Origin of the sequence: Litorivivens sp., from assembly GCF_041625495.1 — a bacterium.
Lineage (GTDB): Bacteria > Pseudomonadota > Gammaproteobacteria > Pseudomonadales > Spongiibacteraceae > Litorivivens.
Map to the genome: position 1 here is coordinate 1 of NZ_JBFJTH010000082.1, position 16,793 is coordinate 16,793.

The 16,793-nt window shown below is 54.8% G+C and carries 16 protein-coding genes and 1 pseudogene; 15 read left to right on the plus strand and 2 right to left on the minus strand.

Translation table 11 applies throughout. The features are described from left to right. The first annotated feature begins 63 nt into the window (after positions 1-63). From ABYP39_RS10890 to ABYP39_RS10905, 4 genes are all read left to right on the plus strand, one after another. On the plus strand, positions 64-492 hold the full coding sequence (locus ABYP39_RS10890; protein WP_372782512.1) for an HIT family protein: 429 nt from the start codon (positions 64-66) through the stop codon (positions 490-492). Further along, on the plus strand, positions 489-953 hold the full coding sequence (locus ABYP39_RS10895) for a pyridoxamine 5'-phosphate oxidase family protein (protein ID WP_372747659.1): 465 nt from the start codon (positions 489-491) through the stop codon (positions 951-953). The genes ABYP39_RS10890 and ABYP39_RS10895 overlap by 4 nt, the downstream gene beginning before the upstream one ends. A 74-nt stretch (positions 954-1,027) precedes the next feature. After that, positions 1,028-1,948 (plus strand): diguanylate cyclase, encoded by a 921-nt coding sequence (locus ABYP39_RS10900; protein WP_372747658.1) that lies wholly within the window; start codon positions 1,028-1,030, stop codon positions 1,946-1,948. A gap of 140 nt (positions 1,949-2,088) precedes the next feature. Continuing rightward, the gene (locus ABYP39_RS10905) at positions 2,089-2,961 is read left to right on the plus strand and encodes an amidohydrolase family protein (RefSeq protein WP_372747657.1); all 873 of its coding nucleotides are present in this window, start codon (positions 2,089-2,091) and stop codon (positions 2,959-2,961) included. Positions 2,962-3,018: 57 nt separating this feature from the next. On the opposite strand, the gene ABYP39_RS10910 is transcribed toward ABYP39_RS10905, so the two are convergent. After that, complete coding sequence (locus ABYP39_RS10910) at positions 3,019-3,798, minus strand: SDR family oxidoreductase (RefSeq protein WP_372747656.1); 780 nt, start codon at positions 3,796-3,798, stop codon at positions 3,019-3,021. Between the two features lie 310 nt (positions 3,799-4,108). Here ABYP39_RS10910 and npdG point away from each other — a divergent pair, with 310 nt between their 5' ends. From npdG to ABYP39_RS10940, 6 genes are all read left to right on the plus strand, one after another. Further along, on the plus strand, positions 4,109-4,786 hold the full coding sequence (npdG, locus tag ABYP39_RS10915) for an NADPH-dependent F420 reductase (protein WP_372747655.1): 678 nt from the start codon (positions 4,109-4,111) through the stop codon (positions 4,784-4,786). After that, positions 4,783-5,550 carry a coenzyme F420-0:L-glutamate ligase gene (gene cofE, locus ABYP39_RS10920; RefSeq protein WP_372747654.1) on the plus strand — a complete coding sequence of 256 codons (768 nt, stop codon included), beginning with the start codon at positions 4,783-4,785 and terminating at the stop codon, positions 5,548-5,550. The genes npdG and cofE overlap by 4 nt, the downstream gene beginning before the upstream one ends. 7 nt (positions 5,551-5,557) lie before the next feature. Then, positions 5,558-6,523: a 2-phospho-L-lactate transferase gene (cofD, locus tag ABYP39_RS10925; protein ID WP_372747653.1), complete on the plus strand. Its 966-nt coding sequence runs from the start codon at positions 5,558-5,560 to the stop codon at positions 6,521-6,523. 11 nt (positions 6,524-6,534) lie between these two features. Further along, complete coding sequence (gene cofC / locus ABYP39_RS10930; RefSeq protein ID WP_372782514.1) at positions 6,535-7,260, plus strand: 2-phospho-L-lactate guanylyltransferase; 726 nt, start codon at positions 6,535-6,537, stop codon at positions 7,258-7,260. Continuing rightward, the gene (cofH, locus tag ABYP39_RS10935) at positions 7,260-9,749 is read left to right on the plus strand and encodes a 5-amino-6-(D-ribitylamino)uracil--L-tyrosine 4-hydroxyphenyl transferase CofH (protein WP_372782516.1); all 2,490 of its coding nucleotides are present in this window, start codon (positions 7,260-7,262) and stop codon (positions 9,747-9,749) included. Before cofC ends, cofH begins: the two co-directional genes overlap by 1 nt. A gap of 145 nt (positions 9,750-9,894) precedes the next feature. After that, positions 9,895-10,332 (plus strand): nuclear transport factor 2 family protein, encoded by a 438-nt coding sequence (locus ABYP39_RS10940; protein WP_372782518.1) that lies wholly within the window; start codon positions 9,895-9,897, stop codon positions 10,330-10,332. 70 nt (positions 10,333-10,402) lie between these two features. On the opposite strand, the gene ABYP39_RS10945 is transcribed toward ABYP39_RS10940, so the two are convergent. Further along, positions 10,403-11,683: a citrate synthase gene (locus ABYP39_RS10945; RefSeq protein WP_372747649.1), complete on the minus strand. Its 1,281-nt coding sequence runs from the start codon at positions 11,681-11,683 to the stop codon at positions 10,403-10,405. A 481-nt stretch (positions 11,684-12,164) separates the two neighbouring features. Here ABYP39_RS10945 and sdhC point away from each other — a divergent pair, with 481 nt between their 5' ends. The 5 genes and pseudogenes from sdhC to ABYP39_RS10970 all read left to right on the plus strand — a co-directional run. Beyond that, positions 12,165-12,539: a succinate dehydrogenase, cytochrome b556 subunit gene (gene sdhC, locus ABYP39_RS10950; RefSeq protein WP_372747648.1), complete on the plus strand. Its 375-nt coding sequence runs from the start codon at positions 12,165-12,167 to the stop codon at positions 12,537-12,539. Then, positions 12,533-12,898: a succinate dehydrogenase, hydrophobic membrane anchor protein gene (gene sdhD / locus ABYP39_RS10955; RefSeq protein ID WP_372747647.1), complete on the plus strand. Its 366-nt coding sequence runs from the start codon at positions 12,533-12,535 to the stop codon at positions 12,896-12,898. The genes sdhC and sdhD overlap by 7 nt, the downstream gene beginning before the upstream one ends. Positions 12,899-12,901: 3 nt before the next feature. After that, positions 12,902-14,674, plus strand: a complete 1,773-nt coding sequence (gene sdhA, locus ABYP39_RS10960) for a succinate dehydrogenase flavoprotein subunit (RefSeq protein ID WP_372758201.1) — start codon at positions 12,902-12,904, stop codon at positions 14,672-14,674. 17 nt (positions 14,675-14,691) lie between these two features. Further along, positions 14,692-15,399 carry a succinate dehydrogenase iron-sulfur subunit gene (locus tag ABYP39_RS10965; protein ID WP_372747884.1) on the plus strand — a complete coding sequence of 236 codons (708 nt, stop codon included), beginning with the start codon at positions 14,692-14,694 and terminating at the stop codon, positions 15,397-15,399. A 275-nt stretch (positions 15,400-15,674) separates the two neighbouring features. After that, positions 15,675-16,793, plus strand: a pseudogene (locus tag ABYP39_RS10970) (2-oxoglutarate dehydrogenase E1 component); the annotation flags it as partial.

Sequence of the window (16,793 nt, forward strand, 5' to 3'; positions counted from 1 at the left end):
GCCGAGGTTGCAACCCGCGCCGGGCGTGACCATCACAAAGATCCTGCACCGCTGGAGGTGTGAGTGGCGAGTGAGTGTATCTTCTGCCAGATTGCAGCCGGCAATGCGCCGGCGCATATTGTCTACACTGACAAGCAACTTATTGCTTTTCTCGACCTGTTTCCGGCTCATCGAGGCCATACTCTGATTATCCCGAAGCGACATAGTGACGATATTTTTACCGCTGATTCGGATGATATCGCCGCTGTTGGACGTTTATCGGTGCCTTTGGCCCGGGTTTTGGAGCGTATTACCGGGGCTGATGGTCTCGGTGTACACCAGTTGAACCGGGAGGCGGCTGGACAGACCGTCTTTCATTATCACCAGCATTTGATCCCGCAGACTGCCGGTGAACCGCTAGCGATTCACGGCCGTAAGATGGGAGAGCAGGCAGAGCTGGCAGCGTTGGCAGCCCATATCCAGCAAGAGCTGCGTGCGGAGATGAGCGGATGAAGCGCCGAGATTTGATAAGAATGGGCGATCAGGAAATCTGGACGTTTGTTGCTTCCCAGAAAAATGCCCAAGTATCAACTAACGGCAAAGATGGTTGGCCACACCTGACAACCCTCTGGTTTGCCATGGATGAGGGGGACGTCGTGTTGGAAACGTTCACCAAGTCCCAGAAAATAAAAAACCTCGAACGGGATAATCGAATTACCGTGTTATTTGAATGCGGTACCGAGTATGAAGAACTCAAGGCGGTGGTGATCTATGGTCGAGCTGAGTTGATTCGCGACCCTGATGAGGTGCACCGATTGCACATGGCGGTATTGTTGCGCAATAACACCAGAGACTACCCTCAGGAGTTGTTGGTCGAGGCTACACGTAGCATGGTGCACAAGAAAACCGCTATCCGGGTCAAAGCGGAGCGCGTCGTCAGTTGGGATCACAGCAAACTGGATGTGCCGTATTAGTCCATGTGTTATACGAGCACAGCCCCGGCTTTGTTGTTAGAATAGTTGGAAATTGCGATTGCCCCTAAGGGTTTATGACAAAAATACTGGCCATAGATGACACGCCGTACAACCTGGATATTCTCAAAAATGGTCTTGAGGATGAAGGTTTTGCCGTTGTGACTGCAGAAAGCGGTCGCAAGGGGCTGGAGTTGATTGATCGCGAGTCACCGGAGCTGGTGCTGCTCGATATTGGTATGCCTGAGATGGACGGCCATCAGGTGTTACAACAAATTCGGCTCAGTGACGAGCACGGCGATTTGCCAGTGATTATTCTCACGGCTAACACCGAAGACAGCAATCTGGCGCGTTGCCTTGAATCAGGCGCCAATGATTACGTAACCAAACCTTTCAGTTTTACCGCGCTCGTTGCCCGTATCAATAACGTGCTGCGCACTCAGAAAGATACCCGCCAACTTAATCGTGATGTTGAAAAACTGAGAGATCTGGCCTATCGCGATGAAATGACCGGGTTGCTCAATCGTCGTGCGTTTTTTGAGCGGGCCAATGCCGAATTTGAAATTTCGAAATCGTCCGGTGAGCCGCTGGCCATTGCGATACTGGATATTGACCACTTTAAGATAATTAATGACACCTTCGGCCACGCCGCCGGCGATGAGGTTTTAAGCGCCTTTGGCAAGCTGCTCAAAAGCTGTTTGCGCCTACACGATATTGTGGGTCGCATTGGTGGCGAAGAATTTGCTGTGTGCTTGCCAAACTCACAAGCCATGCACGCCTACAATATTTTTGAGCGGTTACGCACTACGCTTGCCAAGCAGCAACTGCTTACAAATGATGATGGCACCACACACCAAGTGACCGTTAGTGTGGGAGTGGTCGGACTCACCGATCAGAAAGAGTTGGACAATCTGATGATTCTTGCGGATATGGCACTTTATCGTGCCAAGAATCAGGGGCGTAATCGCACCATTGTCGAAACCGGCGTCACCAACTGAGCCTCCAGTCTGCCGCAACTGACCGGATTTGCGGGTATATCTGACGTAGTTTGCTATTGAGAGAGAATGCTCCGTTGCGCAAGAATACGGGCATTCTTCGCGCACTTGTGCGCTGAAAACCAATAACGAGGACGCAACCTATGCCCATGCCCACCGATTTCCCGATCGTCGACCTGATGCTCAATGTGCCCGGTGAAGATAATAGCCAGTGGTACGAATTCATGAAGCCACTGCTCATGGACAAAGAAAGCCGTGAAATGTTCAAGTTTCCGGCACAGTACATGTTCAAAGATGTTCCTCAGATCGACGGCAAGGATGATTATATTGCCTACACCGTTGAGCAAATGGACAAGCACGGCATTCAGCGCGCTATGCTGGGTATCGACGACCACAATGTTGTGGCGAAAGAAGCGCTAGAGCGCTTTCCTGACCGTTTCTTCTGCTCTTATGAAGCCAACCCCAACAACGGCATGGAAGAAGTGCGCAAGATTGAACGTTTGCACAAAGAGTTTGGTATCAAAGCCGTTACTGCATTTGCTTCTGGTCTGTGTCCGCAAGTTCCATACAATGAGAACAAGTGGTACCCCATCTATGCCAAATTGGTTGAACTGGATCTGCCATTCTGTCCCTGTATCGGCGTGCCGGGACCGCGACTCCCGATGGCGCCGCAGAAGGTGGAATTACTGGACGAGATTTGCTGGTTCTTCCCCGAGCTGAAAGTTGTCATGCGTCACGGCGCTGAGCCCTGGGAGAAGCTGGCCTGGAAACTCATGCTCAAATACCCCAATCTGTACTACATGACCAGCGCCTTTGCACCCAAGCATTACCCGGAAGAAATCGTCAACTTCGCCAACAAGCGCGGCGCGGACAAAATCATGTATGCAGGCTACTTCCCCATGGGCCTGTCGCTAGACCGTATCTTTAAGGATATGCCCAGCGTTCCGTTCAAAGATGAGGTGTGGCCCAAGTTCCTTGGTGACAACGCTCGCCGAGTCTTCAAGCTGGAAGACTAAGCCATACAAAAAACCGGGGTCGGATCGAGTATTTATCTCGATCCGACCCCGGTTTTTTTATTTGTCGGTGGCGTTGGCGGCGTCCAGGAAGGCGGGTTTTTCGCCGCCGCCGTGCAAGGTCACGGTTGTACCACTGATATAGGATGAAAGGTCACTCGCCAGGAACAGGCAGGCGTCGCCGATATCCTCAGGTAGCGCCATGCGTCCCAGCGGAATGGTTGAGCCTACAGCCGCAATGCCCGCTTCGTCTCCGTAATGCAGATGCGACTGTTCGGTACGGATCAGGCCGCCGATAATGGCGTTAATGCGCACTTTCGGCGCCCATTCCACTGCCAGAGAGGTACACAGATTAACGAGGCCGGCTTTGGCGGCACCGTAGGCGGCGGTTCCGGGCGAGGGGCGAATTGCCGAAACACTGGCGATATTGATGATAGAGCCGCCGCCTTCCTGTTGTTGCATTACCGCGTTAACGCACTGTCCGAAATTCAGCGGCGCCAGCAGGTTAAGGCGAATGATGGATTCTGAAAAGCGCGGGGAAACGGTTGCTGCATCGGCGTAAGGTGCGCCGCCGGCATTGTTGACGAGTACGTCAATGCGGCCGTGTTCGTCCGCAACGCGATTGACAAAACTCTGAATCTGCTCGAAATCTTTTACATCGCAGGGAAGAAACTGGGCGCTGCGGCCATCGGCTTGGGGCAGGGCTTCAGGCTCTGAGCGGCCGCAGATCACTACGTGCGCACCGCAGCTCAAGAAGCGTTCGGTAATCCCCTTGCCTACGCCTTTACCGCCGCCAGTAACGATGACAACCTTGCCGCTGAAGTCGAGTCGATTTTCCATGTAATCCTCTTGGGTAGTGATGCGGTAGCCGCTGATAGTATAAGAGAAAGCCCGCTTGAATATCGGTGGGAGTATGCAGCGCCTGGGTGCCTCCCAGTGCAGGGCTTCCAAAAACCTCGCAAGCCTAGCGATAGCCTGCGAAGATTGTATCGTCCAAACGGGGCATATTGGCTGGCTATAGCGGTCAATTGGCAGCTTTCGTTAAATTTCTCGTCACAATAGGTAGTGGATGGCACTGTTGGCTTTTGAGAGAATGCAACGCGGCTTTTTGCCGTCCGAATAACAGCAGTAACTTACAGGAAGCGATCGAATGACAGATTCAAAACCGGTTTTGGCCATTCTGGGTGGCACAGGTGATCTAGGCACTGGTCTGGCGCGGCGCTGGGCAGAGGCGGGCTATCGGGTAATTATCGGCTCGCGCACTCAGGAAAAGGCGGAAGCTGCCGTTGCTGATCTGCAGCAGGTTATGGCGGAGCGTGGAGTCTCTGGTATCACCGTCGAAGCCATGGAAAACCTCGCGGCCGCGGAAGCTGCCAATATCGTGGCGATGACCGTTCCCTTCGCACACCATACGAGCACGCTGTCGTTGGTTAAACCCGCGCTGAAGGACAAAATCCTGATCGATGTAACGGTACCGCTGGTGCCGCCCAAAGTCGCTCGTGTCCAGTTGCCGGAGCAGGGCTCGGCCGGACAGATCGCGCAGGAATTGCTGGGCGAAGACACTCATGTGGTATCTGCCTTCCAGAATGTTGCGGCGCACCACCTGCAAGAAGGCCAGGGGCTGGATTGCGACGTGCTGGTTTGCGGTGATAAGAAAGATGCCCGCGCCCAAGTTATTGAACTGGTTGAGGCGGCCGGGATGCGCGGTTTCCACGCCGGGAGTATTGCTAATGCGGCAGCCGTCGAGGCTATGACATCGGTACTGATCTTCGTTAATAAGCAGTATAAATGTCATGCCGGTATTAAATTGACTGGTTTGCCGGAGTGAATCCGGATCTTTCACTGACGGTGCTTCCGGACTTTCCCCTGGTAGAGCCAGGGGATGATCTGGCGGATCTGATTATCGCCTGCTGCGAGCGTGCGGGACTCAAACTGCGCGACGGTGACGTACTGGCGCTGGCGCAAAAGATTGTCTCGAAATCTGAAGATCGCTATGCCTACCTTAACGAGGTAACACCGGGGAACGCGGCGGTTCAACTTGCCGCCGAGACCGATAAAGACCCGCGCCAGGTAGAGCTTATCCTGCAGGAATCTAAAGAGGTTGTGCGGCAGCGCAAGGGCGCCATTATCGTTGAGCATCGCGAAGGCTATGTGCATGCCAATGCGGGTATTGATGCGTCTAATATTGCCTCTGAACCGGATAACCCCCGGGTATTGCTACTACCGCTGGACTCCAACGCATCTGCGCGCCGATTGCGCGAAGCGATCAGTCAGCGACTGGGCGTTGATGTGTATGTGCTGATTAATGACAGTGCCGGTCGCGCCTGGCGCAATGGTACTTGCGGTTTTGCCTTAGGCAGCGCCGGATTTGAAGCGCTGGTCAATCGGATTGGTGATGCCGACCTGTTCGGCAGATCGCTTGAGGTAACCCAGATAGCGGTAGCGGACGAGTTGGCGGCTGCGGCATCGTTTCTGATGGGGCAGGCGGATGAAGGTGCACCGGTCGTGCTGGTTCGCGGCGCAACCCTGAGACCCTCTGCAGCGGGCTGTGAAACCTTGATTCGTCCGAAATCTGAAGACCTTTTTCGATAGCGCCATCATGACAGTAATTAGCGGTAAGCACTCTATCCCTGGAAAAGTTCTCGCGCTAACCGGCGGTGTCGGCGGCGCCAAAATGGCACGCGGTCTGATCGATTGTCTGGCGCCGGAGCAGCTGTTGATTGTGGCCAATACGGGCGACGATTTTGAGCACCTGGGGCTGACCATTTCTCCCGACCTTGATTCGGTTATGTACGCCCTGGCTGACCGTAACGACACGGAGCGGGGCTGGGGCTTGGCCGGTGAAACCTGGCAAGCTATGGAAGCGCTCGGTGAACTGGGCGGGCCAGACTGGTTTCGCTTGGGTGATCGCGACCTCGCGACCCACCTCAGGCGCAGTGCGTTGCTTGCTGAAGGGCAAAGCCTTACGAGCGTGACGTCGACGTTGTGCCAGTCACTCGGTATCGCCCACCGGTTGGTGCCGATGACGGATGATCGCGTGCGCACCATGGTGACAACGGAGCGCGGTGAGCTGGCGTTCCAGGAATATTTTGTACGCGAGCAGTGTGCGCCAAAGGTGAAGGGGTTTCGCTTTAGCGGTATAGAGCAGGCCTCTCCCTCGGCTGAAATGATGGCGTGGCTCGAGTCACCCGAACTTGCGGCAATTGTTATCTGTCCATCCAACCCCTTTGTGTCCGTTGATCCCATTCTGCAATTGCCGGGTGTGCGACGCGCGGTTGCCGCAGCGAAGGCACCGGTTATCGCGGTGTCGCCCATCGTTGGGGGAATGGCGGTCAAAGGTCCAGCTGCAAAAATGATGGAAGAGTTGGCTATGCCGTCGACAGCCACTGCTGTTGCGCAATGGTATGACACCCTGTTGAGCGGATTTGTTATTGATCTTGTAGATCGATCTCTGGCACCGTCGATGGCAGTTGAAACGCGGGTGGTATCAACCATGATGACCAGCCTGACCAGTAAAAGGCAGTTGGCGCGCGATGTGCTCGACTTTGCTCTAGACCTCAATTAGTGTGGCTTGCCATGTGGGTTTTTATTCCGTTAAAAGATTTTGTTAAGGCCAAGCAGAGATTGTCTGGCTTTCTCAGCCCGTCTGAGCGCCGTTGCCTGTTTCAGGCAATGGTCGAAGATGTGCTCGATGTGCTTACTCAGGTGAGCTCATTGGAGCGTATTATCCTGCTCTCCGACGATCCGGCAGCGACTCTGCTCGCGGAACACTACGGCATCGATTGCTGGAGCGAAAAAGCCCTTGGTGCAACAGGCCTGAACCCTGTGATCAATGCAGCAGTGAACTCCGTGGTCGGGCAGGTGGATGCGGCGATGGTGGTCCACGGTGACCTACCACTGGCCACGCAAGAAGAGTGGGAAGAAGTGCTGGCGGTGCATCGTCAGATCGTAAACCCGAACAAGCTAACATTGGTCACTGATCGGCACTGCGATGGCTCGAATGTTGTGGTCTGCAGTCCGCCGGGCGCATTGGCCTATGAGTATGGGCCGGAGTCCTGCCACCATCATCGGCAGCAGGCTCAGGATAACGGGCTGGTGGTCGAAATTCTGGAGCTTCAGGGTTTGAGTCGCGATGTAGATGACGGTGACGACCTGCTGGAACTGCTGAATCGGGATTGGGGCAGGCGTGGCCCAAAAACCCTGCAATATCTGCGCGAAAACAAACTCGATCTGCGGATCAAGGCGTTGATGACACGCGAAACAAATAGCGCTTTTATCAAAATGAACGCGGTACATAACTAATGGCAGATTGGCAAACCCTAGCGGACAAGGTTCGGCACCAAACAAGACTGAGCCATGCCGAGGCACTGTCGTTGGCAGAACTTTCCAGTGAGCACGATGATGAGCTGCTGGCGCTGGCCGGTAATCTTCGCGACGCCGGTTTTCGTAATGTGGTGACTTACTCGCGCAAAGTATTTCTCCCGTTAACCCACCTTTGTCGCGACGTTTGCCACTACTGCACCTTCGCCAAAACACCCAAACGCATTGATTCGCCGTACCTGAGCGTAGATCAGGTGCTGGACTCCGTGCGAGAAGCCGAGAAGATGGGGTGCAAGGAAGCCTTGTTGACCCTGGGGGAAAAACCTGAACTTCGTTACAAGGCTGCCCGCGAGGCGCTGGCTGACATGGGCTTTGCCACTACACTCGAATACGTGGCCCATGTAGCGAAGCGGATTCTTGACGAAACCAGTTTGCTACCCCACATCAATGCCGGCTGCATGACTGCCGAAGAAATTGCCATGCTACGGCCGGTGTCTGCATCCATGGGGATCATGCTGGAATCGGCGTCAGAACGGCTTGCCGAAAAAGGCATGCCGCACTACGGTTCGCCAGACAAAGACCCGGCCATACGGCTGGAAACCTTGCGTCTGGCGGGGGAAGCCAGGGTGCCGTTTACCTCCGGCATTCTGATCGGAATCGGTGAAACCCGTCGCGAGCGCATCGAATCGCTGTTGGCCTTGCGCGATGTACATGAGCAGCATGGCCACTTGCAGGAAATCATCGTACAGAATTTTCGCGCCAAACCCGATACGAAAATGGCGCAGGCCCCCGAGCCGGATTTGCAGGAATTGCTCTGGACTATTGCCGTATGTCGATTGATTTTTGGATCTAACATGAGTATCCAGGCGCCGCCGAATCTCAGTCCTGGCGTGCTGGAGAAGATTGTTGGTGCGGGCATTAACGACTGGGGTGGCGTATCGCCATTGACACCTGATTTTGTCAACCCAGAGGCTCCCTGGCCGCACCTGGACGAGCTTTCACGTGAAACTGCCGTCGCCGGAAAATATCTGCAGGAACGGCTAACGATTTACCCGTCCTACGTTACTCGATTTGCAGATTGGCTGGCACCGGAGCTGCACGAGCACGTGCTATCAATCACCGATGCAGAGGGCTTTCCCAGAGTCGATAGTTGGCTTACCGGGCAGCACACAGAACTGCCGGCGGAAGATCTACGGTGGCTTGGCGCGGATGTTGCCGAAGCGCGGGTTTCGCCTGAAATTAAGGATATTTTGGCGCGTGCTATGGCGGGTGAGGCGCTGCCTGAGGGCGACGTGGTGCGCCTGTTTCAAAGTCGCGGACCAGACTTTTCTGCGGTTATTCGCGCAGCTGACTCAATCCGTCAGGCAGTCTGCGGTGAGCGCGTCAGTTATGTAGTGAACCGCAATATTAATTACACCAATATCTGTTATTTCAAATGTCAGTTTTGCGCATTTTCAAAGGGCAAGCTGAGCGAAAATCTGCGCGGCAAACCCTACGACCTCAGTGCGGAAGAGATTGCGCGACGCTGTAGTGAAGCGTGGGATCGCGGCGCTACTGAAGTGTGCATGCAGGGCGGGATTCATCCGGAATACACGGGCCAAACTTACCTCGATATCCTCGCCACGGTGCGCGCTGCAACGCCGGATATGCATATTCATGCGTTTTCGCCACTGGAAGTCTGGCAGGGCGCCGCAACGCTGGGTCTGGAAGTGGAAACGTTCCTGAAGCAGCTCAAGCAGGCGGGTTTGAACACCCTTCCTGGCACCGCCGCGGAAATTCTCGACGACGAGGTGCGGGCGATCATTTGCCCCGACAAGATTGACACCCAGCAGTGGCTCGGGGTGATGGAAGCGGCCCACAACGTGGGTTTGCGCAGCACGGCTACGATTATGTTCGGGCACGTAGACCGGCTGGAGCATTGGGCTCGCCATTTGCTGCGGGTACGGTCTCTGCAGGCCCGCACTGGGGGCTTCACTGAGTTTGTGCCGCTGCCTTTTGTGGCATCGGAAGCGCCGGTCTACCTGAAAGGCAAGGCGCGCAGAGGGCCTACCTTCCGTGAATCGGTATTGATGCACGCGGTGGCTCGCCTGGTGTTTAACGGTTTGATTAGTAATATTCAGGCGTCGTGGGTGAAATTGGGGCACAACGGTGTCGAGGCCTGCCTCAATGCAGGCGTGAACGACGTGGGTGGTACGCTAATGAACGAAACCATCACCCGTGCTGCCGGTGCCACCCATGGCCAGGAAACATCGCCCCAGCAGATGGATGCGCTGATTCGTGCTATGCAGCGCGAACCGCAGCAGCGCACAACCCTGTATCAGGCTGTGTCGGAAGAGCGTCAGCAGGCAGCTCGTCAGGCGGGTGCGTTGCTCGACGTGGTGAACACTCCGGCCAAAAAGTACGAGCGTGAGCGCGGCCGCAAGAAAGTACTGGTAAAAAATGCGGGCAGTGAACTGATCGCATCTAGTTGATCTGATCTCACTGTTTTGGGCTAGGCGCGGCCCACGTCCGTTGGCATGGAATCAGATAGTTCACGTGCGCCTGCGGGGCTGGCCTATGCTGAGAGAGCGTTCGGCCTGCAGGCGGAGATTACCGTCAATAATAAAGGATTCCTACATGTCCACGACCCCTGATCAGGTTAGAGAAACCATCAATCAGTACGTCCAGGCCTGGGCGACGGGTGACAAAGCCCTGTTGCTCTCCATTTTTGCCGAAGATGCCAGTTGGGAAGATCCAGTTGGTACGCCTGCGTTTATCGGGCATGAGGGGATCGAGCAGTTCTGGAATTTCGCGTACCCGAAGGAGGAGGGCAGATCACTCACCCCGGTGCCGCATCAGATTATTGCTTGTGGCAATGAGGGGATTTTGCGCTTTACCATGCAGGTGCGAGTGCCGGCCGAAAACAAGGGGTTGGATTTGTTGGTGACCGATCATTTTGAGATTAATGATGCTGGAAAAATTCAGCGGGCCAGAGCGTTTTGGGATGAGGGCTGTGTCTCCTGCCCCGACTCAATGGAGATGTTTGTGCCGGATATGAGTGCCGCCCACGGTTGATTTCCTCCCTTTGCGTCAGACGAAAAAAAGGCCGCATTAAGCGGCCTTTTTTTTCAAGCTAATGTTGCAATCAACGCTTTTCGAGATCCACAAAGTCGCGCTGCGCTGGGCCAGTATAAAGCTGGCGTGGGCGGCCAATACGCGAATTGTCTCCGTGCATTTCGTTCCAGTGAGCAATCCAGCCGGGAGTACGACCCAGGGCGAAGATTACAGTGAACATTGAGGTCGGAATGCCCAGAGCCTTCAGGATAATGCCGGAGTAAAAATCGACGTTGGGGTAGAGCTTCTTCTCGATGAAGTAGTCATCTTCCAGCGCAATTTTTTCCAAACGCGTTGCAATTTTCAGCAGCGGATCGTCTATACCCAGTTCGCCCAGAACTTCGTCGGCCACTTTCTTCATCACGCGTGCACGCGGGTCGAAGTTTTTATAAACGCGGTGCCCAAAGCCCATCAGGCGGAACGGGTCGTTCTTGTCTTTGGCGCGGGCAACACATTCATCAACGCGTGACTCGTCGCCGATCTCGTTCAGCATTTCCAGTACGGCTTCGTTGGCACCACCGTGCGATGGTCCCCACAGGGCCGCGATGCCAGCAGAGATACAGGCAAAGGGGTTGGCGCCAGTTGAACCTGCCAGGCGAACAGTCGACGTAGAGGCGTTCTGTTCATGGTCGGCGTGGAGCAGGAAAATGGTGTCCATGGCTTTCGCCAGAATTGGGTTCACCTTGTACTCTTCACAGGGGTTGCCAAACATCATGTACAGGAAGTTCTCAGAATAGGTGAGATCGTTGCGCGGGTACATGAACGGCTGACCAATGGTGTATTTGTAGGTCATGGCCGCTAGAGTGGGCATTTTCGCCATCAGGCGAATGGCAGAAATTTCACGGTGCTCTTCGTCAGAGATGTCGAGCGAATCGTGGTAGAACGCAGACAGTGCGCCGACAACGCCGCACATGATGGCCATCGGGTGGGCGTCGCGACGAAAGCCCTTGAAGAAGGTGCTCATCTGGTCGTTCACCATGGTGTGCATGCGCACATTGTTGGTGAATCGCTCTTTCTCCTGCTTGGAGGGAAGCTCTCCGTACAGCAGCAGGTAGCAGGTTTCCAGAAAATCAGATTTCTCTGCCAGCTGCTCGATGGGGTAGCCGCGGTGCAGCAGCACACCCTTGCCACCATCGATGTAAGTGATTTTGGATTCGCAAGATGCGGTAGACACGAACCCGGGGTCGTAGGTGAAGTAACCTTCGCCCGTCAATGCACTTACTTCGATTACGTCTGGGCCGATAGTACCTGAGTACACGTTCAGGTCGATGGTTTTGCCATCTATCGCCAGACTGGCTTTCTTGTCACTCATTACGACGAGCTCCTGTAAATAATATGTCTTGTGAACGTCCATTATCCGGAGCGACAAATATAGAGCCTCGAATTGTTTTGTCAACGTTGCATACTTTGGCGTTTTAGCGTTTAGAGGTGGTGAAACCGGTTAAAAATTGGTCGTCTTGGCTGCCGAAACGATGGCTTGCTCCGAAATGGGGCAGAATAGCCAAATGTGAGCATTGAATTGCCATATTTTGGCGCCGAAAGTTCGCTAAGCGCTTGAAAAAACATTTTTTTGCACCGCGGAAACGTCCTCCGAAGCGGTTTGTAATTGCCCTGTGATGGCCCTATAATGCGCGGCGTTTCCGCTATGCACGGTATTCACACTATATATAGTGTCTATTGTAGTGTTTCTGCCGTGCTCCGGTATCGCCGTTTGGTCGTACCAATGGGAAAGACGTAGCTCCACATCCTTTTAATCGCCCGCGCAAGCCGGGCCAGAAAAAGTGTGAATAACCGTGAACGATAAACGACCCGTAAACCTTGATATTGGGACGATAGCGCTGCCTGTCACCGCGATCGCGTCCATCCTGCACCGTGCGAGTGGTGCATTTATATTCTTCGCCGTAGCCATCCTCTTTGCCCTTTTGGGTCAAAGCCTTAGCGGCCCTGAAGGCTTTGCCGCCGCCCAGGAGTGTTTAGACTCCTTCATCGGCAAATTCTTAGTGTGGGGTACGCTGGCTGGCATCATTTACCACTCTGCAGCCGGTGTTAAGCACCTGGTGATGGATGCCGGTATCGGTGAATCCATGGAAGGCGGTGTGCGCGGTGCGCAGATCGTGTTCGTCACATCAGCAGTTCTGATCGTTATTGCGGGGTTGTGGGTATGGTAAAGGCAGTGACAAGTTTTGGCCGTAGCGGCCTGTCAGACTGGCTGGTACAACGGGTCAGCGGCGTTATTCTGCTGGTGTTCGCACTGGTTATGGTCTGCAAGCTCGGCTTCGGTGGCGAGCTAACCTACGAAGGCTGGAAAGCCTTTTTTGACAGCATCGCTATACAGGTGCTGACCACGGCGGCGCTGTTGTCGCTGGTAGCTCACGGCTGGATCGGTATGTGGTCAATCTCCACTGACTACTTTACCGAGCGCCTGATGGGGCCCAAAGGCACCGTCATTCGTCTGGCTTTCCAGGCATTGTGTGCTGTTGTGCTGTTTACTTACCTCGTCTGGGGTTTGCGGATTCTGTGGAGCTGATCAATGAGTAAGATTCGAACAATTTCTTTCGACGGCGTGATCGTCGGTGGCGGCGGCGCCGGTATGCGCGCTGCTCTGCAATTGGCCCAGTCCGGCTACAAGACTGCGGTAATTTCCAAGGTATTCCCAACCCGTTCACACACGGTTTCAGCTCAGGGTGGTATCACCTGTGCGATCGCCAGTAACGACCCGAACGACCAGTGGGAATGGCACATGTACGACACCGTCAAGGGCTCCGATTACATCGGTGACCAGGACGCGATCGAATACATGTGTTCCGTGGGCCCTGAAGCTGTATTTGAGCTGGACCATATGGGCTTGCCATTTTCCCGTACTGAGGAAGGCCGTATTTACCAGCGTCCTTTTGGTGGTCAGTCCAAGAATTTTGGTGAGGGCGGTCAGGCTGCCCGTACCTGTGCTGCAGCTGACCGTACCGGTCACGCGCTGTTGCACACCCTGTATCAGGGCAACCTGAAGAACAACACCGTGTTCTTTAATGAGTGGTACGCCACCGATATCGTCAAGAATCAGGACGGTGCCGTTGTCGGCGTTATCGCCATCTGTATTGAAACCGGCGAAGTGGTTTACGTGAAATCGAAAGCCACCGTATTTGCTACCGGCGGTGCTGGTCGTATCTACGCCTCTACCACCAACGCTCACATCAACACCGGTGACGGTATCGGGATGGCGCTGCGCGCAGGCTTCCCGGTGCAGGACATCGAGATGTGGCAGTTCCACCCGACTGGTATTGCCGGCGCGGGCGTTCTGGTTACCGAAGGTTGCCGTGGTGAAGGTGGATACCTGATTAACAAGGACGGCGAGCGTTTCATGGAGCGTTATGCGCCCAACGCCAAGGACTTGGCCGGCCGTGACGTGGTAGCCCGCTCGATGGTTCTTGAGATTCTCGACGGTCGCGGTTGTGGCCCCGAAGGCGATCACGTCTTCCTGAAGCTTGATCACCTGGGTGAAGAGGTTCTGGAAAGCCGTCTGCCCGGTATCTGTGAGCTGAGCCGTACTTTCGCCCACGCTGATCCGGTCAAAGAGCCGATTCCAGTGGTTCCAACCTGTCACTACATGATGGGTGGTATTCCAACGAATATTCACGGCCAGGCCCTGACGCTTGATGCCAATGGCGAAGAGCAGGTTATTCCCGGTCTGTACGCCTGTGGTGAAGTGGCATGTGTATCTGTTCACGGCGCCAACCGTCTCGGCGGCAACTCGCTGCTGGATCTGGTGGTGTTTGGTCGAGCCTCTGGTCTGCATATCGAGAAGTCGCTGCGCGAAGGCATTGAAATGCGCGATGCTACCGATACCGATATTCAGGCAGCGGCAGCCCGTATCCATGCGCTGGATAACACATCTGGTGGCGAGAGTGTTGCAGCGCTGCGCAAAGAGCTGCAGAACACCATGCAGAATCACTTCGGCGTATTCCGCAACGAGAAATTCATGCAGGAAGGCATCAAGAAACTGGCCGATCTGCGCGAGCGCATCAACAATGCTCACCTTGAAGATAAGAGCATGGCCTTCAACACGGCCCGTATCGAGGCGCTTGAGCTGCACAACCTGTTTGAAGTGGCAGAAGCGACGGCGGTTGCCGCCGAAGCGCGTAAGGAAAGCCGCGGTGCGCACGCCCGTGAAGACTACACAGAGCGTGACGACGAGAACTGGCTGTGTCACTCCATGTACTTCCCCGGTGAAAAACGTGTGGGTAAACGCGCTGTGAACTTCGCGCCGAAAACCCGCGAAGCGTTTGAACCGAAAACACGTACCTACTAAGTCGGGGAGATCAAAGAATGTTGCAAGTAAGTCTGTACCGCTACAACCCTGAGGTTGATCAAGAGCCGTACATGCAGGACGTTGAGGTCGATACCGGCGGTAAAGATCTGATGGTGCTGGATGTGCTGGAGCTGCTGAAAGCGCAGGATCCAAGCCTTGGCTATCGCCGCTCCTGCCGTGAAGGTGTGTGTGGTTCTGATGGCATGAACATTAATGGCAAGAATGGACTGGCCTGTATCATGCCACTGTCTGAGGCGCTGAAGGGCGGGAACAAGCTGATTCTGCGTCCGCTGCCCGGTTTGCCGGTTATCCGCGACCTGGTTGTCGACATGGCGCTGTTCTACAAGCAGTACGAGAAGGTTAAGCCGTACCTGATCAACGATACCCCGGCGCCGGCCATCGAGCGATTGCAGTCGCCCGAAGATCGCGCCAAGCTCGATGGTTTGTACGAGTGTATTCTCTGTGCGTGCTGTTCTACATCGTGTCCGTCGTTCTGGTGGAACCCGGATCGCTTTATCGGCCCGGCTGGTCTGCTGCAGGCCTACCGTTTCCTGGCTGATAGCCGCGATACGGCCCAGAAGGAGCGATTGGCCAACCTGGATGATCCGTTCAGCGTTTTCCGTTGCCACGGTATCCAGAACTGTGTGAATGTGTGCCCTAAAGGTCTGAACCCGACCCGCGCAATTGGCCATATTCGCAATATGCTGCTGGCTAACGCCACCTGAGTCAGTAGTTAAGTTTGTCAGGTATTTTATTGTAATACTTGAAATTCCGGCCCAGAGTGGCATTGTTGTCTTTGGGCCGGAACGCCTGTCTTGACTGACCTCAGTTGAGCGAGCGCAGTACGTCTACAATAGAAAAGAGGAACCGAATAACCCCAGCGGTTATCTGTATAATTCAGTCGGTTCTCGTGATAGCCCCACCCGCATTCGGGGGAGAGCGGTGGGCGTTGCGCGAAGCGGTTCAAAGCGGATACCGCGTTTGAAGCAGGTGAAAATCCATGCAAAAAGGCTCGATGGAGTTGCTTTGGAGCAGTTCCCATATTTCGGGTGGAAATGCCGAGTACGTCGAACAGATGTACGAAACATTCCTGACAGATCCAAATGCCGTACCAGAGGTATGGCGAAACTATTTTGAAAAACTCCCGCGCGTTACCGAGCAGGTCGTTCGTGACATACCGCATTCGCCGGTACGCGAACATTTTGCCAATCTGGCGAAGGTTAAAGTTCGTCCTTCAGCCGCGGCAGCCAGCCCCGTCTCTGATCACGAGCGCAAGCAGGTTCGTGTTATTCAACTTGTCAGCGCCTACCGTCAGCGCGGCCATCAGAAGGCCAAACTCGACCCGCTGAATCTTTGGCAGCGACCGCCGGTCGCAGACCTTGATCTTCATTACCACCAACTCAGCGACGCTGATCGTGACACCGTGTTTCAGACCGGCAGCCTGTTTATCGGTAAGGATCAGGCAACGCTCGGCGAAATCCATGAGGCTCTGGAGCGTACGTACTGCGGTACCGTGGGCGCGGAGTTCATGCATATCGTCAATACTGAAGAGCGTCAGTGGATTCAGCAGCGTATGGAAAGTGTACGCTCGCGTCCCGAGTACGGATCAGACGTTAAACACCATTTGTTGGAACGCCTGACTGCGGCCGAGGGTCTGGAAAAATCCTTGGGTTCTAAGTTTCCGGGTACCAAGCGCTTTGGTCTAGAGGGCGGTGAAAGCCTGATTCCGATGATGGATGCCATGATCCAGCGTGGTGGTGCCTACGGTAACAAGGAAATTGTTATCGGCATGGCTCACCGTGGTCGCCTTAACGTACTGGTCAACATACTGGGCAAAAACCCCGGTGAACTGTTTGACGAGTTTGAAGGCAAGGCTCGCTACCAGGGTTCGGCCGATGTGAAGTATCACCAGGGCTTTTCCTCCAATGTGATGACCAGTGGTGGCGAAGTGCATCTGGCGCTGGCGTTTAACCCGTCTCATCTGGAAATTGTTTCGCCAGTGGTGGAAGGGTCGGTGCGCGCCCGTCAAGATCGTCGCGACGATGAAGTGGGCGACAGTGTCATGCCGATTGTCATGCACGGTGATGCCGCGTTTGCGGGGCAGGGCGTGGTCATGGAA